Below are 24,744 nucleotides of genomic sequence, written 5' to 3'. Positions count from 1 at the left end.
TGATCCTGACTTGACTATCGGTCATCGACCGTAAGATTACTCGGGTTAATCACAACTGCAATGTCGTTCTCAAACGCGAGCTCAGCCCCATAGCCACTTAGGTCGGTGACGCCGGGCCGGATATCGAGCATATCGAACCGGGATGAGACAAAGGCCATCGAGGATGCGCTCTCGCGCGAGAGCGTGACTTTGACCGCGAAGGTGATCGTCGAACCGGCGAATGTCACCGAGTTGAAATAGAGCGCATCAAGCGATTGCTCTCCTTCGGCCCCTTCAATCACGTCGAATTCAAGACGGGCACGTGGCTCCCGGCTGAACATCATATCGAGAGCCATTTGGGCGGCGCGTGCCTTCCAGATGTCATCGAGTAAAAAGGCCGACCCCGGTACCACGCCGGCAAGGCTAAGCGCTTCGCCCCAGCGCTCTACGAACTCGAGCAGCCATGGGAGCGCATCAATATGGGGACCAGTCAGCCCCCCTTCGGGAATGGCTACCGGAGGCATACGGATCCCCCGCCACTCAAGTTCGATCGTTGCCGTCCCGCTGGCAAGGTAGCTCAGACCGCGGAGCAGCAAGGTCCAGGCTTCGAGGTCGCGCTCGTCGCCATTGACCGCGCCGCTGCTCTGAAACTCAAGCCGGTCCTCCTTGAACAGCACGGTAAGCGCATCGTGTCGGATCACGAGCAGCGGCGCGCCATCAATCGGCGGAGGAACAGACGCCTCACACCGAAACAAGGCAGCCGGCCTTCGTGGCCCGTTACGAATGACTATCTCGCAAGGCCCCACACCGGGCAGCTCGATTGGGAACTCCTCGATGCCGTCGAGTAATGTTCCTTGATACGGTACACGAATGCCGAAACGCCGATCGAATGCTCGCATCTGCAGAGGCTTCATCGGAGCCAAGCCAGAGAGGACTTTGATCAGGTGGTCCTTGCTTTCGACCCACATCAAGGCTTCGGCTTCGATACCGCCACCCTCGTAGCCAAGATTCGCGAGTTGGTTCCGCTTCCGCTCGGCGTAGGCGGCAACATCTTCCTCGCACACCTCCGACAAGGCCTGACCGAGTCCCCCCGCCGTGAGTTCGAAACGCCTGCCCTTGCGATAGTCGAATGAAATGGACATCCGATTGATGTCCTTTCGACCCTTAGCCTCCGCGCGTCGCAGACTCCGTAGGACGCGAGCAAGTTCGTCGCCGATAAGGTGGATCATATAGCCAGCGATAGGAGAGCCATCGGACCGCATTCGCATCACGACAACCGCAGCAGGAGCCACATCTTTTGCCAGGCGTTCGATCGCGGACAACTTTGCGACGACCCGACTGCCGCTTTCGCCAGCAGTGGTCTTGATTTGGATTTGACACACGCGAGGCGATCTTTGATCAAGGGTCATCCCAGCCACTGCGGCGATCGGAAACTCGACGCGAAAGTCCCAGCCAGTCCGATCTCGGTCGCTCTTATTGGCGGTCAATCGTGCCTGAGAGCACAGCGTCCGAAACAAATCCTCTCCCACGTCGCCGAGCTCTTCCGGCGTAAGCGCGGCTGTCATTGATCACCTACGGGGATGAGGGCCGACCGGCCAAGTCTTGCACGGTGCAGCCCTTCCGGCTCTCCTTCTATGGCCGTCGTGATCAAGCGACGCAGGGTCACAGCCTTACAGCCGTTCGGCCATGCCCACGCCTCAAACCACTCGGCGGGAACATAGGTTCCGATCATCTTGTGACCGGGCAATGCCGGCATAGGCTCCACCTCCGTTTTATACCTGCCGCCACTAGACATATCCTGCCCCAATCCCAAAATAAAGGCATCGCCTTCCGCCGTTGATCCTCCTGAGCAAGAGAAAAGAAGTAGGCACGAAGCGATCGGTTTTGCACCGTGCAAGCGTCGTTGGATAATAATACCAACTGTTTCAACAAATACTCTAGGTAACCACCATTCCACCCATAAAGAAAGCCCTAGGTCTCACGCCCACCGAGCAGTATCTAGCTAAGCTGGCTGATGATACGTTTCTCGACCTCTGGTCCTGGCCTAACGTGTTCAAGAAGGCAGGTAAGGAGCTATGTGACCTTCTTGTTGTCTGCGGTGACGATGTGCTGATGTTTAGTGACAAGCATATCGCGTGGCCGGATGCCCCTTTTGAACTCGCATGGAAACGCTGGTACAACCGGGCGATCGGGGAATCCGCCGAGCAGATTCGCAAGGCGGATCGCTGGCTAAAAACGAATCCGCAAACGATATTTGCGGATGGCAAATGCGAACAACCGATCCCGCTGAAGTTGCCATCGGTCGGGCAAAGGCGCGTCCATGGCATCTGCATTGCCTCCGGCGGAGAGCAAGCTGCTTCAGCCTACTTCAATGACCCGGACGGTACATTCATGATCGTGCCTCACCTTCGCGGAAAGGATCATATTGACTTCACTCTGCCGCTCCATTGGCCTTTCTGCGTTGGCGACGTCGATCCTAATGGTCCCTTCGTCCATGTGTTCAACATGGCAGCCCTTGATATCGTCATGTCGGAATTCGACACAATTACCGACTTCACGAGATACCTCAATGCGCGTGCAGATCTCATTCGATCGGGAAAGCTGTCGTTCTCACCTAGTGAAGCTGAGCTAGTGGCTAACTATCTGTTGATGACGGAGCCGAACGGGGAGCATCGATTCCCTATGATTTCGGATGTGAAGGGCGCCAACGCGGATGGGGACACGGCGATAGCATTTGTGCAGGGCGAATATGCCTATCTCGTCCGCTCCCCAGAGTATCAAAGGCGACGGACGGCGAACCGTATTTCGTATGAGTGGGACAGGCTGATAGGTCTTTTCACCCACGGGGTCCTGAACGACACCCAATTCCGAATCCTAGACACCGATCCAACCGTCGAATTTGCGGAACGGGCACTTCGGATTATGGCGAGAGAAGACCGTGTGCAGCGGCGAGTGCTCGCTGAGGCGATCATCGGTGCGCGGGAATCACTCGAAGCGCAGAAGATGGAACGGCTTGCCCGCATCGTCGTGACACGTGATCGGTCCACGGGTGAAAAGGTAGCCTATGTCTTTCTTGTTCTCGCCGGCGCCAACACAATGGCGCAGGAAGATTATCGCCGTGTCAGGGCAACTATGTTGCAGACATATTGCCTCGCAGCCTTACACGACGACCGCGATCTGAAACTCTGCACTGGAATCGCTGTGATGGCGATCTCCGATACAGGCGATTCGGAGGATCTCGTTGCCTATCCGCAGCTAGAATGGACACCGGAATTAATCGAGAACTTGCGCGTGGATCGCGAGAATTTCGAAGTTCTGCAAAAACCCCTCGAATTGAAAACCACATCTATTCCCGCAAGCAGCTTCCCTCCCGATCCTGCATTTGAAGGCATGAGCCGGCAGCAGCGTCGAGCGTTGCAGCGTAAACGGGAGAAGCAGCAGCGACCCAGCACTAATCGAAGCCGCACGCGATGACATTGCCCGCGCGCTCGGATCCCCCCAGCCCTCATCTTGTACCCGGAAAATCGGCACATGAATGCCGAGGTACAGGGGACGAGCATTTGTTCATTGGTGGTTGAGATATCTGCCAAGTTTGATGACAGGACAGCGGCCAGGGCCAATGATGCGCTAGCGCAAAGATTTCTTAGGTGACAGCTACCTGGACCGATACCTTAGCCACGTTGTAGAGCATCACGCTCCCACCAACCGCCTGCGTGGGGTTAAACAACGCGAGATTGATGCCGTCGCTAACGGAACTACGATAGACGACTCCGTCAAAGCCACTCTTCTTAATGAATTCACAAAGATATTGGCTCGGAATGTAGTCAATCGCCGCCCCCGTCGGCTGAACTGGTCGCGTCAACTCATCACCTAGGCGTTCAAGAAAAGGCAAGTCGGCACGCAGCTGGCCGATCTCACTCGCGTCGGTCAGGATGAAAGGCGACACGAGCTTGCGCGGATTGCGCAAGTCCACAGCCTTGATCTCGGGGATAGTGAAATCCGCAACACAAGCGAATTCGCCGGTATGAGGTCTTATCTCAGCAACGGCCGTATCGGGAAGCGACCCCAAATAAAGGTAAGGGATACCCGCCGGATTGGCCCTGCCATGTGACGAGCGCCGCTTCGGTGGTGCTCCCATTTCTTCGACCGGGAAACCCTTATCCTCGGTACGAATTCGCGCACGATACCATTGTTGGGGCAATTTCGGCGCCAATAGCATGTCGAGCAGTTGGCGGAGACGATCCAGATCAATGGCAACATCGAGGAACCAGCGATTGGCATACATCATCTCGTCGCGCAACTTGTCCCACTGCGCCAGTCCTTCGCTGATATAACTTGCCGACGGAGAAAAACTGCTCCGAACGATCTCGCCGTCATCGAGAATCTCGCCAAGAAGCTCTTTAGCGTGGGCAATGTCCATGCGCTGATGACTGAAGAGTTGCCAGTCGTCCTTCATCCACTCCACCAGCGATTTCCCATCCTCACTCGGCTCGTAGACATTGACTAGCAGCTCGAAATAGTTCGCAAGCTTGCTTGGCTCCACAAGCTGGGTATCTGTGGTTCCGCAGAAATCGCATGTCCCATGACCAGGATCGAGCGAGGGGAAAAGCTGATCGCGCAAGGCACGATCATCGAAGCATTCCGGGCAGCAAAAACGCTTTGCCATGTGGCTCAGCCAAGATAGTTGGCAAGGGTCTCAATGTGATGTTTCATCGAGAGCTTTTTGACGTAGCCAAGACCGGGGAAATGGCCCTTAGCGTGGAAGTCACGGAGCTCCTTGATCGCGTTTGTCTCAAGAATGTGGGAGGTTCCGCTGTCCAATTTCTTTATCAATTTCGTCAACGCCTGAGCGAATTTCCCAGCAGGGTCAGTCGGCGTGTCCTTCGTGTCCGAGACGAAATGATAGATGTACATGACATCATCCTTGTCAGGGTCAATGAAGGTCAGATGGATTGCTACGGCATAGGCAGGACCTCCACCCTCGCTGTAGACGTCGCCGACAACCAGAAAATCTCCAAAGCCAGTCATGCCAAGGTCGTCATAGGTAACATGAAGATCAGAGAACTCCTCCATCGCAGGATAATCGGCATTGCGCAGCCGCTTAAACCCATCACGCACGAGAATGCGAGTGCTCTGATCGAAATGTTTCCGATAGAGCAGCTTGGCATGATCTTCAATGAAGACGTTGGTGAGGCCGGACATGCTGTCCTCCAGTTCAGCCGCCAAAGCCTTGGGTTCGGTGAAACCCGCGTGGATAAGAACAGGACGGTGATTGGCATGTTGGCCATGGCAGGCCATTACTTCCTCCACTGTCATGTCACTCCGCAGCAAGATGCCAGCGGAAATATTGTCAACGTCCTTAAAGCCTTCTTGTAGAAGACCTGTGATGCTCGCTCCGTCTTCCTGATGGTCCCCGTGGTAGGGATTCACAATAACAATTGCGCGCCCACCGGCATCACATACCGCACTCAAGGTCTTCTTAAGGCCGCCGAGCGACTCGCGCACAGGCTCAATCACGGGCACGAAATTCTTTTCGGCGAGCAACTTTGCCATCTCGCGGATCGTGATGAGTTCAAATTGTTTTCCGCGAACATAGGGATGGTACATACGTCGGTCAACTCCAAGTCATGGCCGCACGTAGCGGGGTCGCTATAGCGTCAATCAGTCTCGAATGATCTGAACGGCGCACCGATATCGACAACGCCGCAGCCTGCAAGGATTTAGGTAACCGGTCGACAAAGTCGCCGAGCGGTGCAAGATCACGAGTCCGCTTGAGCGTCCGCACCATCTCTACATGTAGCGTAATCGGGTCAAGCCTGGCGAAGAGATCACGCATCGCAGCGTGCTTCTGCGTATTGGGAAGCTCCGGTATCCCCACGCCCATCGCCTGCAAGATTGCGATGCCTTCGGCCATGCGCAACGACTCGAACACAGTCACCGGACAGATTCGCGCCGGACAGTCGACCGCTTCGCGCACCGTTGTAATCCGATAGCGCTTGGAAAGACACATCACCCCCACATCGTCCGGAATCGTATCCAGTACACCTTCGATATGGTCCTCACTCGCGATCACATTCACTTTGGCGAAAACTCGCTTGTAGTTCTCGACCTGATTGACAAGCCGTGCAAGCGAATCCCGCTCCGACTTAATCTCATAGACGGTCGCAGTGCCATTCAAGATGACGAGATCAGCTTTGCAGCTACCAACACGAAATTCATTGAGCATCGATGCAGTACGGAGCGAATGTGTTCCCATCAGAATCTTCTGACTGATCGCTGCTCGATAGATATATTCGTCACGGTGCCCCGCGATTTTCAGAATATCAAACGCAGAGTCGAAAGTGTCACCAACAGTCGCGGACGGACCAACATGCCCGATCAGCTCGGTTTGCCCGAGCAACCGACTGAATAAGCCGGATCGGCCTTTCTTCGCCATTTCACGGAAAACGGTGGCGGAGAACAGCCGAGTCAAAGCGGAAAGTTCCGCTGCGCTGTAATTCTTCATTCCCCCACCTGAACCGTGCGGATTTCTTTTGTAGGCATCCTGTGTCCTCATTGCCTTGGAGCGATGACGCCCACGTGCTTATACAAGGTGGTTCGAGACACGCCATAACGACGAGCCACATCAGCTACCTGAATGCCAGGGTCGCGCAACAACACCTTGATTTCACGCACCTGCTGTTCGTCCAGTTTCGGCCTACGACCACCGGCTCGGCCTCGAGCACGAGCAGCAGCTAGCCCAGCCTGGGTGCGCTCCCGGATCAAGCCACGCTCGAATTCGGCCAATGCTGCGAAGACATGGAAAACCAACTTGCCCGCCGCACTGCCTGTTTCGATCTTCTCCGTCAAACTCTCAAAGCCCACGCCTTGCCGCTTAAGGTCGGCCACGATTTGCACCAGATCGGGCAAACTGCGACCGAGCCGGTCTAGCCTCCAGACTACAAGAGTATCCCCTGCTCGGAGCGCCTTCCGACACTGATCAAGCTCCAGACGGATCGCGCTCTTACCGCTGGTCGCCTCCTCGTAGATCACACTGCACCCAGCCTGCGTAAGCGCGTCGCGTTGCAGGTCTAGGTGCTGGTCATCGGTCGATACCCGGGCGTATCCTATGCGTTGATTCATTGACGGAATCAGAACATTGAAAAGTTGACGAGTATATTAACAGCCAACAACCGATTCGGCGACCCCAAATCAGGGCATTACAGAATGTTCAGAAAACCACCGTTTTGTGAACAGCTTTTGCAGCACAAACTGCTTCGCCGCAACGTCGCTCCAGCGCTGCGCTTTCTGGATTGTGCAACCCAAAAATGACTGTGAACGGATGTGCCACGCAATCCAATGCCATGAGAAACACCACGTTCCTACTTCCTCGATTTTCGCGCGGCCAGCTCGGCCCGTATCCAGGCCGATGACCCTGCCATGTCCCGGCGCAGTTCGACCAGCTCGTCTCGGGATAGCTCCATGACTTGCCGGCGTTTCAGCTCAGCTTGTGCCCATCCGATAGACCGGCCCATGTCCTCGCGTAGCGCCTCGATCTCAGCCGGCGTCAGCTCCCGAGGCTCATTTATCATCATCTTCCGGTCGGCTTGGTCGTGATCGCCCCTACCCTCGCTCATGAAGTTGGACGAGGAACGTGCGAGCACAATGGCGTGCTGACCCTGTTGCCCGTGGCTCTTAGGCGTCGTCATGCTCTTTCCCCCGGCGTTTATCCTCGCCAATGGACGCCAAGGCGTCCCTCTCGGTCAATGCGTCTTCTTGAAAAGCCCCCATGCGTTCCGCCTCGGCCTGGCTGACCTCGGCCCATATCCGTTTAACCTGAGCCGGGCTGTAGCCGGCCAACTCGGCCGTCCTGGTGATGCTATGGCCGGAGCGGCGCAACGCGATCACCTGGGCGCGGCGCTTTGGATCGGCACGACGTCCCCGGTACTTGCCTGCCCCCTTCGCAAGCTCAATACCCTGGCGCTGACGCTCGCGGCGGTCCTCGTAGTCATCGCGGGCCATCTGTAGGGCGAGCTTCAAAAGCATGTCCTGAACCGATTCCAGCACGACCTTGGCGACGCCTTTTGCCTCGGCGGTCAGCTCGGACAGGTCCACCACACCGGGAACGGCCAGGCGAGCGCCCTTGCCCCGAATCGCGTCAACCAGACGCTCGGCCTCGGCGCGCGGCAAGCGGCTGATACGGTCGATTTTCTCCGCAATGACCACCTCGCCCGGATCTAGGTCTGCGATCATACGCAGCAGCTCAGGCCGATCAGGACGGGCACCAGATGCCTTCTCGCGGTAGACACCGGCAACGTAGTAGCCGGCCGTCCGCGCGGCCTCGATGATGCTTTCTTGACGCTCCAGGTCCTGCGCGTCAGTGCTGACGCGCAGATAGACGCGGGCGACTTTGAGGACAGGGTCGTCGTCAAACCTCATCGGCTCGGCCGGCATCTTGTCGCGCAGATCGTCGAAGCTTTCGGCCTCGGCATCGGTTAGCCGGCCCGCCTCGTGTGCGATTCCGGCCAATATCGAACCGACGCGCCGGGCCTTCTTTGTATTCATGCCAGCTCCTTTGGGTATAGGCTAATGTGCCTATCTTAGCTGGCCCGGCTCGATGTTTTAACCCCGATTTATATGCGCCTAGCGCATTCTGCCGGCCCTATTGAGCTTTCAAGACAACTTCAGCGCCGCTAGGCAGGCGGTGGCTTCTCAACTACGTATGTGCTAATTTGCCTGCCACGCGAGCGAGCGCCCGCATTGGTCGTCGTGATTTTTCATGAACGCATAGATCTCATGACGCGATTGGCGGGCAGCCGCTTGTTCTCTACAGGCGTTAGACGACGATTGCGACCAGCGCCGGGAGCAGGGCGTCGAATCTGGGAGACGGGATTGAAAGGCAGGCCGAGCCCCCATTCCTTGATGGCGATTGTGTACAGGTGGCTCAGCAACGCGAGTTCCAGGCGGACGGTGTTATTGCTGCGCGGAACCAGTTTGCCGTTCTCGTCTGGGTCGCCGGCCAGGCGCATGTCGCGGTACTGCGCCACGATATCGGCGCTCAGGGCGGCTAGTGAGTATTTCCCAAGGTGCTTCAGCAGAGGCTGAGCTTTTTTGTGCTCAGAGGCGCGTGTCGATTCCCGCTTGGAAGGCGTGACTTCCCGTAGGTAGCGTGTCAGTGCCGACTCAAGTGTCATGCGCTCACCGGGAGCTCGCTGGATGTAGACCCCGCGTACCATCTCATCCTCCGTCCGGCGCGCCCAGTCCTCAGCATCCCGCTTGGTTCTGAATGTTTTAGACGAAGTCGGCCAGCCGGTCTTGCGAATGACGGCTTTCCAGGTACCAGAGGGGGTCTTAACGATAGTAGCCATGCGTGTTAAAGCTCCGAAAGTACACTCGGTGCTTCGCCACTGTACCGAAACTGTACCTGGCTCACAAACTTGGATAATCCCCTGGTGTCAGGGCAAGACAAAAAATCGCGCTAGATGCTTGTAAATACTAGGGATTTTTGAATGGTGCCCGGGGCCGGAATCGAACCGGCACGCCTTGCGGCGGGGGATTTTGAGTCCCCTGCGTCTACCAATTTCACCACCCGGGCAATCGAGCATGTCGCGCCGCAGAACACGGCGCGTGGCAGGAAGGCGTAATTATACGCAGGGTCGAAAATTTTTGCACAAAACCGCCTGTTGCCTTGAAAATCCCCGCCTCACCCCCATTTTCTTTAAGATGCCTCGGCCTTGCGTTCGCCGCCGCCGTGGGCCGCTGTTGACGGGATTGCAAGCAATCCCTTGTTTTTATTGAATTTACTTTATCCAGGTTGGACCATGACTCAAACCGACACACAAGCCAATTCGGAAACCTTGGGCTTTCAGGCCGAAGTGAAGCAGTTGCTGCACCTGATGATTCATTCGCTGTACAGCAACAAGGAAATCTTCCTGCGCGAGCTGGTTTCCAACGCCTCCGATGCTTGCGACAAGCTTCGTTTCGAGGCCATCGACAATCCCGATCTGTTCCAGGGCGATTCCGACCTGCGCATCCGCGTGGAATACGACAAGGACCAGCGCACGGTCACCATTTCCGACAATGGCATAGGCATGACGCGCGACGAAGCGGTGTCCAATCTGGGCACCATTGCGCGTTCGGGCACCAAGGAATTCTTCTCGCAGCTTACGGGCGACAAGCAGAAGGATGCGCAGCTTATCGGCCAGTTCGGTGTGGGGTTTTATTCGTCGTTCATCGTGGCCAAGAAGGTGTCGGTGCTTAGCCGCCGCGCCGGCGTGGCAGAAACCGACGCCATCTTGTGGGAATCCGACGGCCAGGGCGAGTTCTCGGTGACGCAGGTGGAAAAGGCCGATCGCGGCACGTCGGTAACGCTGTACCTGCGCGAGGACGAAGACGATTTCCTTAGCGGCTGGAAGCTGCGCGAGGTGCTGCGCCGCTATTCCGACCATATCTCGCTGCCCATCCAGATGCAAAAGGAAGAATGGGACGCCGAGAAGTCCGAGCAGGTCAAGAAGAACGAATGGGAAACCGTAAACCAGGCCAATGCCTTGTGGACGCGTTCCAAGTCGGACATCAGCGACGAGCAGTACCAAGAGTTCTATAAGCATATCGGGCACGACTACGACGACCCGCTGGCCTGGACGCATAATCGTGTGGAAGGGCGCAGCGAATACACGCAGTTGCTGTACATCCCCAAGCATGCGCCCATGGATCTGTGGGATCGCGAAGGGCGGCGCGGGGTCAAGCTGTATGTGAAGCGGGTGTTCATCATGGATGACGCCGAGCAGTTGCTGCCGACCTATCTGCGCTTTGTTCGCGGCGTGATTGATTCGGCCGACCTGCCCTTGAACGTATCGCGCGAGATTCTGCAGGAAAGCCGCGATGTTCGGGTGATACGCGAAGGTTCCGCCAAGCGCATTCTGTCCTTGCTGGAAGACCTGGCCGAGAACAAGCCGGAGCAGTACGCCGATTTCTGGAAGGAGTTCGGCCAGGTGCTGAAGGAAGGCGTGGGCGAGGACGCCGCCAACAAGGAACGCATTGCCAAGCTGCTGCGCTTTGCCTCCACGCAGGCCGAGGGTTCGGCGCAGACGGTGTCCCTGGCCGACTATGTGTCGCGCATGAAGGAAGGCCAGGACAAGATCTACTACGTCAGCGCCGATTCGTTTGCCGCCGCCAGCAACAGCCCGCATCTGGAGATCTTCCGCAAGAAGGGGCTGGAAGTCCTGCTGCTGTCGGATCGCGTGGACGAGTGGATGCTGTCCTATCTGCGCGATTTCGACGGCAAGACGCTGGTGTCTATCGCCAAGGGCGGCCTGGATCTTGATCAACTGGCCGACGAGGAGGAAAAGAAGCACCAGGCCGAAGTGGCCGAGACCTTCAAGCCTTTGGTCGAGCGCCTGAAGGCCTCGCTGGGCGACAAGGTGAAGGAAGTGCGCGTGACCGGCCGGCTGGTGGATTCGCCCGCTTGCGTGGTGGTCGACGAGCACGAGCTTAGCCCGCACTTGCTGCGCATGCTGCAGGCGGCTGGCCAGTCGGCGCCCGAGGTCAAGCCCATTCTGGAGATCAATCCCGAGCACGCCTTGATAACGCGCGTGCAAGACGCCCCGGAGGCGGATTTCGAGGAGTGGTCCTTGCTGTTGCTGGATCAGGCCATGCTGGCCGAGGGCGCCAGCCTGTCGGACCCCGCCGCCTTCGTCAAACGCATGAATCGCCTGTTGCTGAATAAGTAAGCAAGCAAAGCAGCGAGGCCCGTTCTTGCCCTTATCGCGGCAAGGACGGGCCTCTTTTTTTATATAGGGAGCAGCACGGTACGCCTCATGGCAAGACCTGGTCCCGCCTGTTTAAACAGGCGGCAATTGCCTTGCGGGCCAGCCGGTTTCGCGGCCGAAGCGCCGCCAGTCGAAGGCCGGGCCGGGGTCGGTCTTGCGGCCGGGGGCAATGTGTTCGTGGCCGCGCACCGCCTTCAGCGGATGCTGTGCGCGCAGCGCGGGCACCAGGGCGCGCAGCGCCTGGTACTGCTGATCGGTGTAGGGCAGGTTGTCGGTGCCTTCCATTTCGATGCCTATCGAAAAGTCGTTGCAGCGCTCGCGGCCTTCAAAGGACGATACGCCGGCATGCCAGGCGCGTTTCCGGGTGGACACGAACTGCACGATGCCGCCGTCGCGCCGCACAAAGAAGTGCGCCGATACGCGCAAGGGCCGTAGGCGGTCCAGCCAGGGATGCGAGTCGTAATCCAGGGTGTTGGTGAACAGGCCGGCCACTTCCGGGCCGCCGAAGATCCCGGGCGGCAGGCTGATGTTGTGCATGACCAGCAGCACGATGTCGTCCGGGACGGGCCTGTCGTCATGGTTGGGCGAGGGCGCGCGCAGGACGCCCGCCGCGGGCTTCAGCCAGCCATGGCGATCCAGGATCAGGGTGTTCACTGGCGCATGCCCAGCTTGGCGTGATCCTGGCTGCACCAGATGCGGCCGTCGGCCATGACGGCCTCGGACCGGGGCAGGTGGATGCCGCAATGTTCGCAGCGCACCATGGATTCAAGCGGTTTTTTTTCGGCGCGGCGCTGTTTTGCCGGTTTGGGTTCGCCTTCTTCCATCCGGTTTTGCACGTTGTAGTGCGCCAGGAGGCGCGCCGCCAGCAGGCCGCCGATGATGACCACGACCCAGAACAGTATTTTTCCCACATTAACTCCGATGCAGAATGACGTCGAGCACGAAGCGGCTGCCGGTGTAGGCCAGCAGCAGGAAGGCGAAGCCGACCAGCGTCCAGCGCAGGGCGATGCGCCCGCGCCAGCCGCGCGTGTAGCGGCCGACCAGCAGGCCCCCGAAGGTCAGCCAGGACAGCAGCGTGAAGATGGTCTTGTGGTCCATGGGGACCAGTTCGGTGGTCAGGCGCATCGAAACGATGGCGCCGGTGATCACGGTCAGTGTCAGGATGGCGAAGCCTATCCAGATAAGGCGGAACAGCAGGACTTCCTGGATAAGCAGCGGCGGCATGGAATCCAGCGCGCGGCCCAGGACGTTGCGGCTGGCCAGGGGCTCGACGGGGCGGTGCAGTTGCCGGTCCAGCGCGGTCATCAGCATGGCCTGCAGGGCGGCCACGGTGATCAGTCCGTATGCCGTCAGGGCGATAAGCAGGTGCACCCGCAGCCATTCGCTGCTGGCATGGGCAACGATGTGTCCGGTGGGAAACAGGCCAGCCAGGCCGGCGGCGATGGCCGAGGCGGGGAGTAGAATGAGCAGCAGGCCGTCTATGCGCATGACCAGGTTTTCCAGCCAGAATACGACCATGCCCAGCCAGACGGCGGCCGAAAGGGCCAGCGCCCACCCAAGCACCAGGCTGTGGTTGGGCACGATGGCCTGCGTCAGGCCTATGCCGTGCAGCACGATGGCGCCGGCCAGGCATATACGGCGTACGTTTCCGGCGCTGACCTGTTCGCCGCCCCGGGTCAATGGCCGCCAAAGCGAGATAGCCAGCACGGCGTACGCCAGAGCCGCCAGCAAGTGAAATACAATGCCTGCAGACATAGTCCCTTAAGTTCTCGTTATACAGTTCGGGGCAAGCCCCGGAATCGGACTATTTTAGTCCGTATACCGAAAGATCAATTAGTTTAAGCGAAACCATCCTTATGCTCGACAATCTGACCCAGCGACTTTCGCGCGTTGTCAAAACAATGCGCGGCGAGGCTCGTTTAACCGAAGCCAATACGCAAGACATGCTGCGCGAGGTGCGCATGGCCCTGCTCGAGGCCGATGTGTCCCTGCCCGTGGTGCGCGACCTGGTGGCCCGTGTTAAGGAACGCGCGCTGGGCCAGGACGTGGCAGGCAGCCTGAACCCCGGCCAGGCTCTGGTGGGCGTGGTCCACAAGGAATTGACCGCCCTGATGGGTGGCGACCTGGGCGACGAGGCCGGCGAGCTTTCCCTGGCCGCCCAGCCGCCCGCGGTGATACTGATGGCGGGCCTGCAGGGCGCCGGCAAGACCACCACCACCGGCAAACTGGCCAAATGGCTTAGCGAAGGCGGCCATATCCAGAATGGCCGCAAGACGGGCAAGAAGAAAGTGCTGGTGGTCAGCGCCGACGTTTACCGTCCGGCCGCCATCGAGCAGTTGAAGACCGCGGCGGCGCAGGTCAAGGTGGATTTCCTGCCCTCCGACACGTCGCAGAAGCCCGAGCAGATCGCGCACGCGGCGCTGGATCACGCGAAAAAGCATCATTACGACGTGCTTATCGTCGATACGGCCGGCCGCCTGGGCATAGACGAAGCCATGATGCGCGAGATCCGCGCCTTGCACGACTTGCTGAATCCCATCGAGACCCTGTTCGTGGTGGACGCCATGCAGGGCCAGGATGCGGTCAATGTGGCGCGCGCCTTTGCCGATGCCTTGCCGCTGACCGGCGTGGTGCTGACCAAGCTGGACGGCGATGCGCGCGGGGGCGCGGCCTTGTCGGTGCGCCATGTAACGGGCAAGCCGCTGAAGTTCGTGGGCGTGTCCGAAAAGCTGGACGGCCTGGAACCCTTCCACCCCGAACGCATGGCGCAGCGCGTGCTGGGCATGGGTGACATCGTTGCCCTGGTGGAGCAGGCGCAAAAGAATATCGACGTGGCCGAGGCCGAGAAGCTGGCGGCCAAGATGAAGTCGGGGTCGCGCTTCGACCTGAATGATTTCCGCGACCAGTTGCAGCAGGTCAAGAAGATGGGCGATATGGGTTCGCTGCTGGAAAAACTGCCGGCCCAGTTCGCCCAGGCGGCGGGGCAGTTGCAAAGCGGCCAGGCCGAAAAGCAGCTGCGCCGTAGCGAAGGCATTCTTAATTCCATGACGCCGGCCGAGCGCGCCAAGCCCGAGCTGCTGAAGGCCTCGCGCAAGCGCCGCATCGCGGCGGGCGCGGGCGTGCCCGTGCAAGAGGTCAACCGCCTGCTGGCGCAGTACGATCAGATGCAGGGCATGATGAAGCAGATGAAGAAAGGCGGCATGGCCAAGATGATGCGCGCCATGGGCGGCCTGAAGGGTCTGGGCAAGGGCGGCGGTTTCGGCGGCTTCCGCTAACCGGCCGCCAAGCGGCGGTGGGCTAGGTCAGCCCCCGCCGACCGCCACCACGATTTCCAGCTGGTCGCCATCGGCCAGGCCGGTTTGGCCGTGCTGGCTTTTAGGCACGATGTCGCCATTGCATTCCACGGCAATGCGCTTGTCCTGATAGCCCAGGTGCGCGATAAGCTCGGCAATGGTATTGACCTGTTCAAGCTGCAACGGTTTGCCATTGAGGGTGATGTTCATTTTCCAAAATCCTGCTGAAAGACGGTAAAAAGGCCGGCGGCCTTACTGGCTGAACTTGTCGGTGGCGGCAAGCAGCTGCTTCAGTATGCCGGGCTCGTCAAAGGCATGGCCGGCGTCGGGAACCATATGGAACTCGGCCTGCGGCCAGGCCCGGTGCAATTCCCATGCTGTCTTGGCCGGTGTGCACATATCGTAGCGCCCCTGCACAATGACGCCCGGAATGCCATGCAGCAAATGCGCATCGCGTATCAGCTGGCCTTCGTCCATGAAGCCGTTGTGCACGAAGTAGTGGTTTTCTATTCGCGCGAAAGCCAGGGCGGAATCATCGGCCGAATGCGCCTTTTCGTGCTCCGCGCTGGGCAGCAGCGTAATGCTGCGGCTTTCCCAAAGGCTCCAGGCATGGGCCGCCTGCAATTGCGCCTGGCGGTCGGTGCCGGTTAGCCGGCGCCGATAGGCCGCCATCAGGTCGTGCCGTTCCGCTTCCGGTATCGGGGTAAGGTAGTCTTCCCAATAATCGGGATAGATCCGCGATGCGCCTTCTTGATAGAACCATAGCAGTTCTTCGCGGCGGATGGCGAAGATGCCGCGCAGTATCATCTCGCTGACCCGATCCGGATGCTTCTGGCCGTAGGCCAGGCCCAGCGTGGAACCCCACGATCCGCCAAACACCAATATCTTCTCAGCCTTCAGCACGTCGCTGCGCAGGCGCTCGATGTCGGCCACCAGGTGCCAAGTCGTGTTGTTTTCCAGGCCCGCATGCGGCGTGGACCGGCCGCAGCCGCGCTGGTCGAACAGCAGGATGTTGTAGCGTTCCGGATTGAACAGCCGCCGGTGAGCCGCCGAGCAACCGCTGCCAGGGCCGCCATGCAGAAATACCGCGGGCTTGCCTTGCGGATTGCCGCAGAGCTCCCAGTACACCTGGTGACCGTCTCCGGTGTCCAGGAAACCGTGGGCATAGGGTTGTATTTCCGGATACACGTCGGCATTCCTTTATTGTGAAAGATTGAAAGACGCGCGCCGAAAGGCGGCGGGCGTCCCTTGTTTACTTGCGCGTAAAGATCAGGTCCCAGACGCCGTGGCCCAGCCGCAGGCCGCGCGTCTCGAACTTGGTCTGCGGACGGAAGTCGGGGCGCGGCGCATAGCCGTCCGCCGTATTGACCAGGCTGGGCTCGCCGCTAAGCACTTCCAGCATCTGCTCGGCGTAGTTTTCCCAGTCGGTCGCGCAATGTATATAGCCGCCCGGCTTGATGCGGCTGGCCAGCAGCGCGATGAAGGCCGGCTGGATCAGGCGGCGCTTGTGATGGCGCTTCTTGGGCCATGGGTCGGGAAAGTAGATGTGGACGCCGGCAAGTGAATCCGGGGCGATCATGTCGCGGGCCACCTCCACCGCATCGTGCTGGATGATCCGTATATTGCTGGGCCCCGATTCGTCGATGCGCTTGAGCAGCGCGCCCACGCCGGCGTTGAATACCTCCACACCCAGGAAGTTGTCCTCTGGCCTGGCTTGGGCGATTTTCTGCGTGGTCTCGCCCATGCCGAAACCGATCTCCAGCACGGTGGGCGCCTGCCGGCCGAACACCTTGCCGAAATCCAGCTGCGCATTGCGATAAGGCAGGGACCACAGCGGCAGCAGGCGCTCCAGCGCTTCTTTCTGGCCCGGGGTGATATGGGCGCGCCGGTGTACGAAGCTGCGTATATGGCTGGTTCCCGAAGGAGACGTGGACGTCGTGACGAAATCGGCGGCATCCGCCTCGGCCAAGGCAGAGGGCGTGCCGGCCACCAGGCCAGCCGGGGGCGGTGTGGGGGAATTGGATTGGGAATTCATGTTCATAGCCTGGATTGTAGTGATTGCCGCCGCTTATTTCATGCGGCAACCGCAAGCAATTGTAGTGTCCAGGGCGCAGTTGCGGGCGGGGCGCTATAATTCAAACCCTTCCGATCTGCGGAAGCGACCCAGGCGGGTGTAGTTCAATGGTAGAACGGCAGCTTCCCAAGCTGCATACGAGGGTTCGATTCCCTTCACCCGCTCCACCGCATCAATCTGCGGACTTCCGCAGAAGTCCAAGAGAGTCTGTAAGTCGTTGCCACGCAAAGACTTTTCCTCTCTTTGATGTTCTGCTGTGGTCCACTGCGATCCGCCTACAGCCGGGACTTTTAAGTCCACAAACAAGTCCATTTTTGCGGGCGCGGCTGATTCCGGATTGTTGATGGAGGGGCGAGGTCGACGTGACCAGCATCTGGTTCCTGACTCATGTTCAGGAGCAAGAGCATGGCACTCTCAGACCTGGCCGTTCGACAGGCCAAGGCAACTGGCAAGGCATACACCCTCCCTGACTTGGATGGCCTCTCCCTGGCCGTCACGGCGGCAGGGGGCAGGACTTGGCACTTCCGCTACTACTGGGCGGGCAAGCAGAAGCGGATGTCGCTCGGCACCTACCCGGAGGTGACGCTTCGAGAGGCCCGCAGCCTACGCGATGACGGCCGCGCCCTGCTGGCCAAAGGCATCAATCCTCGCGTTCACCGCAAGCAGAAGCGCACCGCTGTCCGGCTCGCCGACGAAAACACTTTCGAGGCGGTGTATCGCAAGTGGCTCAAGCATCGCGGGCTCAGCCTCAAGGAAGGCCGGCAGACGACTCTCTCGATCCTTCCGCGCATCTTCGACAAGGATGTGCTGCCGACCTTGGGCAAGCGGTCGATCTATGAGATTAAGCGTCCCGACCTCTTGGAGGTGATCGCCAAAATCGAGAAGCGCAGGGCGCTCTCCGTCGCCGAGAAAGTCAGGACGTGGTTCAACCAACTGTTCCGCTACGCGCTGGTGATCGTGCCGGGCCTGGAGCAGAACCCTGCCTCCGATCTCGATGTGGTGGCGCTGCCACTGCCACCCGTCAACCACAACCCGTTCCTGCGCATGGCCGAGCTGCCCAAGCTGTTGCAGCGGCTGCGGAGCTATCGCGGCCGGCGGCAGACCCAGCTCGGGCTGCGGCTATTGCTGCTGACGGGCGTGCGAACCGGTGAGCTGCGGCAGGCGACGCCGGATCAATTCGATCTGGACCGTGGGCTGTGGATCATCCCGCCCGAGGTCGTGAAGCAACTCCAGGTGGACATGCGCAAAAAGCGGCAGCAGCCGAAGGACATCCCGCCATACATCGTGCCACTGTCGATTCAGGCCATGGAGATCGTCCGGCACCTGCTGGATGAGTTCAAGCCGGCCCAGCGCTACCTGTTCCGGCACGACAGCGACTTGAAGAAGCGCATCAGCGAGAACACGCTCAATGGTGCGCTCAAACGCATGGGCTATCAGGAACGCCTGACCGGACACGGTATCCGTGGCACGATGTCCACTGCGCTCAACGAGATCGGCTACCCGAAGGTCTGGGTGGATGCACAGCTCTCGCACGTCGATCCCAACAAGGTCAGCGCGACCTACAACCATGCCGAGTACGTGGAGCAGCGTCGCCGCATGATGCAGGACTGGGCCGATCGGCTCGACCTCTTCGAGCAGAACCAGGTCGAGGCGGCCAGCATGCCGCTCACCGTGCATCTGGAAGGCGTGCCCGCGTTCCCGAATGAGCAAACCGCAAGCGCACCCTCCACGCCGGTTGCCGCTTCGCCAATCCTGCTCGTGACGAAGCCGGGTGACGCCATGCCGTTGGTTTCTGCCGCCACACATCGGCTGCCGGCGGTTCCGCCCCCTCGATCAGCCGCGCCGCTGGTGCCTTCGGACATTCAGCGCGAGAGGATGGAGCTGTTCGATGTCTTCGAAGCGCCGCACAACCTTCCCGTCGCTGCGTTTGCCAAGATGGCGGGCAAATCCCGCAGGTGGATCAGCTACGAGATCAAGGCGGGCAACTTGCTGGCGTTGAACGTAGGCAACCGCGGCCAGCGCGTGCCGGACTGGCACCTCGACCCACTCAAGCACGAGCTGATCCAGTCCGTCCTGAAGCTGACCAGGGGTGCGGACCCTTGGCAGATCTACCATGCACTGCTGCAACCGCGCTCGATGCTGCGGGGGTGTTCGGCACTGGAGGGCGTGACGGCCGGCAATCTCGACAAGCTCGTGATGGCGGTGAGCACGACCGTAAAGGAAAACGAGTGGTCCCCGCAGCAGGCGAGGTTGGCCTGAGCGGCGCGCGGCGAACGCCGGCCTCTCGGGCTTGGCATGCATCCCGGTAAGATGCCTATCGAACTGCGCGTCGAGAATGCAGACTCTGATCGCTCATGACCACCCAGTCTGATTGATCTTGGTTAGTAATTCAGACAGCGTGATCGAGCCAACGGCGGGACTCGACCCGAAGCGGCCGGAAGGAATACGCAAGCCCAACCGCTGGTTCGCCCTATGGGGCAACAATCTAGTCACAATGAATGAACTGTCCTAATAGCGTTGCGTATGGGACTTTAGCGTCATTACTTGCTGCGAGTCACTGTGAGGAAGAGAGGGCGGGATGATTCTCACGGACAATGAGACAAAGGTCGACCTCCTCAACAACGAGGCGATCGCCAAGACCATCATCGAGCTGCTGTGCGAAAAGCCCGAGCGCGCCGTGACGATCGGCGTTCACGGCGACTGGGGCGCCGGAAAATCCAGCATCTTGGAGATGATCGAGAACGGCCTCGGTTCGGATGAGGACGTGCTCTGCGTCAAATTCAACGGATGGCGTTTTCAAGGATTCGAAGACGCCAAGATCGCGCTGATTGAGGGCATCGTCACCGGGCTTATCGAAAAACGCCCGTTGCTCACCCAGGCCGGCATGGCCGTGAAAGACATCTTCCGGCGGATCGACTGGCTCAAGATCGCGCGACACGGGGGCGGTCTGGCTTTCACTGCGTTCACCGGCATCCCCACAGCCGATCAGGTCGGCGCGGTGGTCGGCACCTTGAAGGGCATCTTCTCCGATCCCGCGAAACTCGCCACGCAGGAGAATTACGACAAGGCCATCGACGGTGTGCAGGGTCTGCTGAAACCAGGTGAGTCGAAGAATGTGCCGGAAGAGATCGAGGCGTTCCGAAAAGCCTTTGACGACCTGCTCAAGCAGGCGGGCGTCAAGCAACTGATCGTTCTCATCGACGATCTCGACCGCTGCCTGCCCGACACGGCGATTGAAACCCTCGAAGCCGTCCGCCTGTTCGTATTCACCGCCCGCACCGCGTTCATCGTCGCGGCCGACGAGGCGATGATCGAATATTCGGTGCGCAAGCATTTCCCCGAACTGCCGGACACGACCGGCCCCCGCGACTATGCACGCAACTATCTCGAAAAGCTGATCCAAATTCCGTTCCGGATTCCGGCTTTGGGCGAGACCGAAACTCGTATCTATGTCACCCTGTTGCTCATCGGTGCCGAGCTGGGCGAGGACGATGTCGATTACTCGGCGCTCATCATCGTCGCGCGTGAATTGCTCAAACGCCCTTGGCAAACGGCGGGGCTCGACGCGCAGACGGTCAAAACCGCCTTGGGCGACAAAGCCGGCAAGGTCCAGAACGCGCTAACCTTGAGCGATCAGATCGGTCCGATCCTAGCCAGCGGCACTCAGGGCAATCCCCGGCAGATCAAGCGCTTCCTGAACACCCTGCTCCTGCGCCATCAGACCGCACTCGCGCGCGGCTTTGGGGACGAGGTGAAGCTGCCCGTCTTGGCGAAGCTTATGCTGGCCGAACGGTTCCTCTCCAGATTGTTCGACCAGATCGCCAGCGCCGCCGCCCGCGATCCGGAAGGCCGCTGCGTAGATTTGGCGGCGCTTGAAGCCGCCGCATCGGAGGAGAAGCCAGCCCCCAAAGCGAAGCGGGCCGGGCCGAAGATCAGTTCCACCGATGACGCCAAGGCGACCGCCGTGCCGGACTCCCAGGACAGCGCCATCCTCACCGAATGGAAGGCGGCCGACGCGATACGGTCTTGGGCGCGGCTGTCACCGGCCTTGGCCGAAGTCGATCTGCGCCCCTATCTGTTCGTGACCAAGGATCGGAAAGACTATTTTGGCGCGGCCTCCGTCCTCGGGCGTCTCGCCGCGGTGGTCGAAAAGTTGCTCGGCCCGAAACTTGCCGTCCAGGCGTTCGAAGGTGAACTCAAACAGCTCGTTCCGGCCGAGGCCGCGCAGATCTTCGAGGAGCTGCGCGGGCGCGTCATGGGCGGAGACACCTTCGATACCGTGCCGCCGGGGGTCGATGGGCTCGCGGTGCTGGTTCGCGCGCATCCAACGCTTCAAGCTAATCTTCTCGATCTGCTGGAAGCCTTGCCGGTGGATCGGTGCGGGCCGTGGCCCGCGTCGGGTTGGGAGGGCGTTATCAAGGATTCCGACGCCGTGGCGCGCTTCGAGAAGCTACTCCAAAAATGGTCCACCTCCGGTTCGTCCTTCTTGAAGCCTACGGCGAGCGCCGCGCTTCGCACGCGGAAGGGTGGGCGCTGATGGGCACATCGAACGCCTATGGGGGTGCGGGTGGAGCCACCCCGCTCATTCCGAGTTGGTTGCAGGGTGACGGCGACGGCGGGGCCGGCGCGGCCGGGGGCGATGGCAACGGGACACAATCCCCGTCACCCGATGGATCGCCCTCAGCCGTTCCTCCCGCGCCAGCGCCTCGGCCAATCGCGCCGGTAGGGGCATCGGATCGGTTCACGTCCGCCCGAAACAATTTCACTCGCTTCGTGAGTTCGGGCGGCAGCGACCGCAGAAGTCTCGGCCGTGCTGTCTCGCAATATGTGTCCAAGTCGGCGGGTGGCTCACGCCAAGCCTCGCAGCGCATGGGCTCATCGCGCGGCGTGGGTGCCGGGCTCGTCCGATTCCTCAACGACGCCAGCGCCAATGGCGTTCGCGAAGCGCTGCGAACGCTCAACCTCGAAAGCCTCGCGGGGCGGCCGATCGAGGAAGTGTTCGCGGGGCTCGCCGACTACATCTGCCCCGAAGGCGGGTCGATCGACGAGGGAATCGCGCGAGACGCCTTCGTCGAGACGATCGCCGATCTCGCCGGTGCGGGCATTACCGACATCGACGCGCTCACACCCGGCCAGATCCAGACCGTCTTCGAACTATATGCGACGCACGCGATCGAGGCGCGCATCTGCAACGACATCGGCACCAAGGTCGTTATCTTGCCCACCGATCCGCGCGCGGCCGAGAGGGTTCAGGCGCAACTGCGTGATTTCATCCAGCGCGGCGTCAGCGATGCGATCAACGCCGCGGGTGTCAACATCCAGTCGCTGACCCCTGATGCGGTGATGGGCTTCGTGACCGACGTCTACCAATCTGCATTCGACGTGTTGCAGACGATGGGCGACGGGGAGGCCGCAAAATGAGGCGCCATGTCATCATCGGCCGTTTCGGGCCGGACGATAAGACCCGCGTCCCGAAGGCGCGCGACGAGGTTGCATCGACCTTGCAGTTGGTGACGAGCAAGCGTCTCGATCATGGAATCGGCCGCGCCTTGGCCGACCTCAAGGCGCTGCACCTTACCCCGAGCGAGATCGGCGCGGACATGCTCGTCGTCGCGGCCCATGTCCACGCGGCAGACACCCGCATCTCCCGCTCCACGGAATCGCAGGACGCCTGGACGCGCGAGATTCGTCTGGTCATCCCTGTGAGCGATCCGGTGCGATGGACGGCCGCCGCGCCCATCCTGGTCCGCGCCCTGAACTTCCTGACCGGCGACAGATGGGATGTGGGCTTCCGCAAACGGGCCAAGGGCTATGCGAAGCTGGTTCCCGCCGCGGCACCCACACTTATTCCCGCCCCGTTCGATGGCGTGAGTCTGTTCTCCGGTGGCTTGGACAGTCTGATCGGCGCGATCGACAGCTTGAATGATGGCGAGATGCCGCTCCTGGTCAGCCACGCGGGCGAAGGGTTGGTGAGCAAGTCGCAGGAGCAGTGCTTCGAAGGTTTGAAAGCCGCTTACAAATCATCCGCCTTCGATCGGCTGCGGGTGTGGATGAGCTTCGATAGCGGGCTCGTCGAGGATGTCGGATCGGAGGACACCACGCGCGGCCGCTCGTTCCTGTTCTTCTCCCTGGGCGTCGCCGCCGGCACCGCGCTCGGCCGCGACTTCGTGCTCAAGGTTCCAGAGAACGGGCTGATCGCGCTAAATGTGCCGCTCGATCGGCTTCGGCTCGGCGCGTTAAGCACCCGGACGACGCATCCTTTCTACATGACCCGGTGGAACGATTTGCTCCAGGCGCTCGGCGTCGGAGGGAAGGTCGAGAATCCCTATTGGGACAAGACCAAAGGGGAGATGGTGGCCCAATGCGCCAATCCGGCCCTATTGAAGCAACTCGCCCCGCTGTCGCTATCATGTTCGTCGCCGACGAAGGGGCGCTGGACCAAGAAGCCGCAGGGTCACTGCGGATACTGCCTGCCATGTCTCATCCGGCGAGCCTCTCTGCGAGGCAAGGATTCGACGGTTTACGGCGTACCCGACCTGAATGCTGCCACGTTGGACACCAGGCAGGCCGAAGGTCAGCAGGTCCGATCCTTCCAGATCGCAATCGCGCGGCTATCGAAGCGCCCGGAACTCGCCAAGGCCCTCATCCACAAGCCGGGGCCACTCTATGACGACCCCTCCCGCCACGATGACTTGGCCGATGTCTATCGCCGTGGATTAGAAGAGGTCGGGCGCTTGCTGACTGGCGTTCGCGCCGCACCGTCGTGAGAGGCCTCATGCGATCGGGTCTCGTCGATTTTCATTGCCACCTCGATCTCTACCCCGACCACGCGGCCGCGGTGGAGCGTTGCGAGCGCGATGGCGTCTTCACCCTTACCGTGACCACCACGCCCAAGGCTTGGCCGCGGAACCACGAACTGGCGTCCGCCACCCGTCATGTCCGGGCGGCCCTCGGACTGCATCCTCAACTGGTCGCTGACCGCGCCCACGAGATCGAACTTTGGGAGGAGTTCTTGCCTAGAACCCGCTATGTGGGAGAGGTCGGGTTGGACGCCGGCCCGCGGTTCTATAAGTCTTTCGAGACGCAGAAGGAGATTTTCGCTCGCGTGTTGTCGCTCTGCGCAGCGGCGGGGAACAAGATCGTCACGATGCATAGCGTCCGAGCGACCAAGGCCGTGCTCGATATGATCGAGAAATACATGCCGCCTTCGCGCGGTCGCGTGGTGCTTCATTGGTTCACCGGCACCGCAGCGGAGGCCAGGAGGGCGGTTGATCTCGGCTGCTACTTTTCGGTGAACGCGGAAATGCTCGCCAATGAAAAGCGCGCCGCGATAACCAAGACGCTGCCGTTGGATCGCGTTCTGACGGAGACAGATGGGCCGTTTACAAAGACCGATGCTCGTCCGACCACACCGAGCGATGTCTGGATCGCTGCGGAAGGTTTGGCGCGTCTGCATGGAATCCCGCCCATTGATATGTCCGCCACCATATTGCGGAATCTGAAAAGCCTGCTCGAAGAACAGGGCTAGTTTGCGCGCTGCGCACTTACGCCCAGTGCTCTTCGCGCCCGGAACGCATGGTATGCATGCGGCTTGCAACACCGCTTTCGCGGGTAGTTTCGCCCGCTCTATACCCGACAGCGGTTCCAAAGC

At 60.2% G+C, this 24,744-nt stretch carries 21 protein-coding genes, 2 tRNA genes and 1 pseudogene; 9 read left to right on the top strand and 15 right to left on the bottom strand.

Going from position 1 to position 24,744, the window contains the following annotated elements:
- Window positions 1-14 precede the first annotated feature (14 nt).
- Complete coding sequence (locus V0R37_RS10415) at window positions 15-1,544, bottom strand: hypothetical protein (RefSeq protein ID WP_420374434.1); 1,530 nt, start codon at window positions 1,542-1,544, stop codon at window positions 15-17.
- A gap of 484 nt (window positions 1,545-2,028) precedes the next feature.
- Between V0R37_RS10415 and V0R37_RS10410 the strand changes: the two genes are divergently transcribed.
- On the top strand, window positions 2,029-3,453 hold the full coding sequence (locus V0R37_RS10410; protein ID WP_420374433.1) for a hypothetical protein: 1,425 nt from the start codon (window positions 2,029-2,031) through the stop codon (window positions 3,451-3,453).
- A gap of 169 nt (window positions 3,454-3,622) precedes the next feature.
- On the opposite strand, the gene V0R37_RS10405 is transcribed toward V0R37_RS10410, so the two are convergent.
- The 8 genes and pseudogenes from V0R37_RS10405 to V0R37_RS10370 all read right to left on the bottom strand — a co-directional run bounded on the left by V0R37_RS10405 (window position 3,623) and on the right by V0R37_RS10370 (window position 9,553).
- Window positions 3,623-4,645, bottom strand: a complete 1,023-nt coding sequence (locus V0R37_RS10405; protein WP_420374432.1) for an RES family NAD+ phosphorylase — start codon at window positions 4,643-4,645, stop codon at window positions 3,623-3,625.
- Between the two features lie 5 nt (window positions 4,646-4,650).
- Window positions 4,651-5,586: a sce7725 family protein gene (locus tag V0R37_RS10400; RefSeq protein WP_420374431.1), complete on the bottom strand. Its 936-nt coding sequence runs from the start codon at window positions 5,584-5,586 to the stop codon at window positions 4,651-4,653.
- A gap of 7 nt (window positions 5,587-5,593) precedes the next feature.
- A complete protein-coding gene (locus V0R37_RS10395) occupies window positions 5,594-6,484 on the bottom strand; it encodes a sce7726 family protein (RefSeq protein ID WP_420374430.1) in 891 nt (296 codons plus the stop codon).
- 47 nt (window positions 6,485-6,531) lie between these two features.
- Window positions 6,532-7,101: a recombinase family protein gene (locus tag V0R37_RS10390; protein WP_420374429.1), complete on the bottom strand. Its 570-nt coding sequence runs from the start codon at window positions 7,099-7,101 to the stop codon at window positions 6,532-6,534.
- A 239-nt stretch (window positions 7,102-7,340) separates the two neighbouring features.
- Complete coding sequence (locus tag V0R37_RS10385) at window positions 7,341-7,667, bottom strand: hypothetical protein (protein ID WP_420374428.1); 327 nt, start codon at window positions 7,665-7,667, stop codon at window positions 7,341-7,343.
- Complete coding sequence (locus tag V0R37_RS10380; RefSeq protein WP_489685800.1) at window positions 7,654-8,523, bottom strand: recombinase family protein; 870 nt, start codon at window positions 8,521-8,523, stop codon at window positions 7,654-7,656. Before V0R37_RS10380 ends, V0R37_RS10385 begins: the two co-directional genes overlap by 14 nt.
- Window positions 8,524-8,771: 248 nt before the next feature.
- Window positions 8,772-9,326, bottom strand: a pseudogene (locus V0R37_RS10375) (site-specific integrase); the annotation flags it as partial.
- A 142-nt stretch (window positions 9,327-9,468) separates the two neighbouring features.
- Window positions 9,469-9,553, bottom strand: a tRNA-Leu gene (locus V0R37_RS10370).
- 226 nt (window positions 9,554-9,779) lie between these two features.
- Here V0R37_RS10370 and htpG point away from each other — a divergent pair.
- On the top strand, window positions 9,780-11,687 hold the full coding sequence (htpG, locus tag V0R37_RS10365; protein ID WP_420374427.1) for a molecular chaperone HtpG: 1,908 nt from the start codon (window positions 9,780-9,782) through the stop codon (window positions 11,685-11,687).
- Between the two features lie 111 nt (window positions 11,688-11,798).
- On the opposite strand, the gene ampD is transcribed toward htpG, so the two are convergent.
- From ampD to V0R37_RS10350, 3 genes are read right to left on the bottom strand one after another with little or no spacing between them, the layout of a single operon-like run.
- Window positions 11,799-12,380 carry a 1,6-anhydro-N-acetylmuramyl-L-alanine amidase AmpD gene (ampD, locus tag V0R37_RS10360; RefSeq protein WP_420374426.1) on the bottom strand — a complete coding sequence of 194 codons (582 nt, stop codon included), beginning with the start codon at window positions 12,378-12,380 and terminating at the stop codon, window positions 11,799-11,801.
- On the bottom strand, window positions 12,377-12,637 hold the full coding sequence (locus tag V0R37_RS10355; RefSeq protein ID WP_420374425.1) for a PP0621 family protein: 261 nt from the start codon (window positions 12,635-12,637) through the stop codon (window positions 12,377-12,379). The genes ampD and V0R37_RS10355 overlap by 4 nt, the downstream gene beginning before the upstream one ends.
- A 1-nt stretch (window position 12,638) precedes the next feature.
- Complete coding sequence (locus tag V0R37_RS10350; protein ID WP_420374424.1) at window positions 12,639-13,481, bottom strand: cytochrome C assembly family protein; 843 nt, start codon at window positions 13,479-13,481, stop codon at window positions 12,639-12,641.
- A gap of 101 nt (window positions 13,482-13,582) precedes the next feature.
- On the opposite strand from V0R37_RS10350, the gene ffh reads away from it, so the two are divergent.
- Window positions 13,583-15,001, top strand: a complete 1,419-nt coding sequence (gene ffh, locus V0R37_RS10345; RefSeq protein WP_420374423.1) for a signal recognition particle protein — start codon at window positions 13,583-13,585, stop codon at window positions 14,999-15,001.
- Between the two features lie 27 nt (window positions 15,002-15,028).
- Here the strand turns inward: ffh and thiS are convergent, their stop codons facing one another.
- The 3 genes from thiS to trmB all read right to left on the bottom strand — a co-directional run bounded on the left by thiS (window position 15,029) and on the right by trmB (window position 17,060).
- Window positions 15,029-15,229, bottom strand: coding sequence for a sulfur carrier protein ThiS (gene thiS, locus V0R37_RS10340; protein ID WP_420374422.1), 201 nt, complete (start codon window positions 15,227-15,229; stop codon window positions 15,029-15,031).
- A gap of 42 nt (window positions 15,230-15,271) precedes the next feature.
- On the bottom strand, window positions 15,272-16,207 hold the full coding sequence (gene pip, locus V0R37_RS10335) for a prolyl aminopeptidase (protein ID WP_420374421.1): 936 nt from the start codon (window positions 16,205-16,207) through the stop codon (window positions 15,272-15,274).
- A 64-nt stretch (window positions 16,208-16,271) separates the two neighbouring features.
- Window positions 16,272-17,060, bottom strand: a complete 789-nt coding sequence (gene trmB, locus V0R37_RS10330) for a tRNA (guanosine(46)-N7)-methyltransferase TrmB (protein WP_420374420.1) — start codon at window positions 17,058-17,060, stop codon at window positions 16,272-16,274.
- A 126-nt stretch (window positions 17,061-17,186) separates the two neighbouring features.
- Here trmB and V0R37_RS10325 point away from each other — a divergent pair.
- From V0R37_RS10325 to qatD, 6 genes are all read left to right on the top strand, one after another.
- A tRNA-Gly gene (locus tag V0R37_RS10325) sits at window positions 17,187-17,260 on the top strand.
- A gap of 238 nt (window positions 17,261-17,498) precedes the next feature.
- Window positions 17,499-19,352, top strand: coding sequence for a tyrosine-type recombinase/integrase (locus V0R37_RS10320; protein ID WP_033470438.1), 1,854 nt, complete (start codon window positions 17,499-17,501; stop codon window positions 19,350-19,352).
- Between the two features lie 319 nt (window positions 19,353-19,671).
- A complete protein-coding gene (gene qatA, locus V0R37_RS10315; protein WP_033470440.1) occupies window positions 19,672-21,630 on the top strand; it encodes a Qat anti-phage system ATPase QatA in 1,959 nt (652 codons plus the stop codon).
- Window positions 21,555-22,514 carry a Qat anti-phage system associated protein QatB gene (gene qatB, locus V0R37_RS10310; RefSeq protein ID WP_324777699.1) on the top strand — a complete coding sequence of 320 codons (960 nt, stop codon included), beginning with the start codon at window positions 21,555-21,557 and terminating at the stop codon, window positions 22,512-22,514. The genes qatA and qatB overlap by 76 nt, the downstream gene beginning before the upstream one ends.
- A complete protein-coding gene (gene qatC / locus V0R37_RS10305) occupies window positions 22,511-23,860 on the top strand; it encodes a Qat anti-phage system QueC-like protein QatC (RefSeq protein ID WP_033470447.1) in 1,350 nt (449 codons plus the stop codon). Before qatB ends, qatC begins: the two co-directional genes overlap by 4 nt.
- An 8-nt stretch (window positions 23,861-23,868) precedes the next feature.
- Window positions 23,869-24,621: a Qat anti-phage system TatD family nuclease QatD gene (gene qatD, locus V0R37_RS10300; protein WP_033470450.1), complete on the top strand. Its 753-nt coding sequence runs from the start codon at window positions 23,869-23,871 to the stop codon at window positions 24,619-24,621.
- Window positions 24,622-24,744: the final 123 nt, after the last annotated feature.

This window comes from Pollutimonas rozaliensis (assembly GCF_048751585.1).
Classification (GTDB): Bacteria; Pseudomonadota; Gammaproteobacteria; order Burkholderiales; family Burkholderiaceae_B.
Note: the sequence above shows the minus strand (reverse complement) of the source record. Positions and strands in the feature narration are given on the sequence as shown.

Coding starts and splice junctions, on each gene's coding strand:
- htpG (WP_420374427.1), top strand. CDS start 9,780: ATGACTCAAACCGACACACAAGCCAATTCGGAAACCTTGGGCTTTCAG.
- qatD (WP_033470450.1), top strand. CDS start 23,869: ATGCGATCGGGTCTCGTCGATTTTCATTGCCACCTCGATCTCTACCCC.
- V0R37_RS10380 (WP_489685800.1), bottom strand. CDS start 8,523: ATGAATACAAAGAAGGCCCGGCGCGTCGGTTCGATATTGGCCGGAATC.
- V0R37_RS10405 (WP_420374432.1), bottom strand. CDS start 4,645: ATGGCAAAGCGTTTTTGCTGCCCGGAATGCTTCGATGATCGTGCCTTG.
- trmB (WP_420374420.1), bottom strand. CDS start 17,060: ATGAACATGAATTCCCAATCCAATTCCCCCACACCGCCCCCGGCTGGC.
- V0R37_RS10390 (WP_420374429.1), bottom strand. CDS start 7,101: ATGAATCAACGCATAGGATACGCCCGGGTATCGACCGATGACCAGCAC.
- V0R37_RS10400 (WP_420374431.1), bottom strand. CDS start 5,586: ATGTACCATCCCTATGTTCGCGGAAAACAATTTGAACTCATCACGATC.
- ffh (WP_420374423.1), top strand. CDS start 13,583: ATGCTCGACAATCTGACCCAGCGACTTTCGCGCGTTGTCAAAACAATG.
- qatB (WP_324777699.1), top strand. CDS start 21,555: ATGGTCCACCTCCGGTTCGTCCTTCTTGAAGCCTACGGCGAGCGCCGC.
- V0R37_RS10350 (WP_420374424.1), bottom strand. CDS start 13,481: ATGTCTGCAGGCATTGTATTTCACTTGCTGGCGGCTCTGGCGTACGCC.
- qatA (WP_033470440.1), top strand. CDS start 19,672: ATGATTCTCACGGACAATGAGACAAAGGTCGACCTCCTCAACAACGAG.
- V0R37_RS10395 (WP_420374430.1), bottom strand. CDS start 6,484: ATGAAGAATTACAGCGCAGCGGAACTTTCCGCTTTGACTCGGCTGTTC.
- V0R37_RS10385 (WP_420374428.1), bottom strand. CDS start 7,667: ATGACGACGCCTAAGAGCCACGGGCAACAGGGTCAGCACGCCATTGTG.
- V0R37_RS10415 (WP_420374434.1), bottom strand. CDS start 1,544: ATGACAGCCGCGCTTACGCCGGAAGAGCTCGGCGACGTGGGAGAGGAT.
- qatC (WP_033470447.1), top strand. CDS start 22,511: ATGAGGCGCCATGTCATCATCGGCCGTTTCGGGCCGGACGATAAGACC.
- V0R37_RS10320 (WP_033470438.1), top strand. CDS start 17,499: ATGGCACTCTCAGACCTGGCCGTTCGACAGGCCAAGGCAACTGGCAAG.
- thiS (WP_420374422.1), bottom strand. CDS start 15,229: ATGAACATCACCCTCAATGGCAAACCGTTGCAGCTTGAACAGGTCAAT.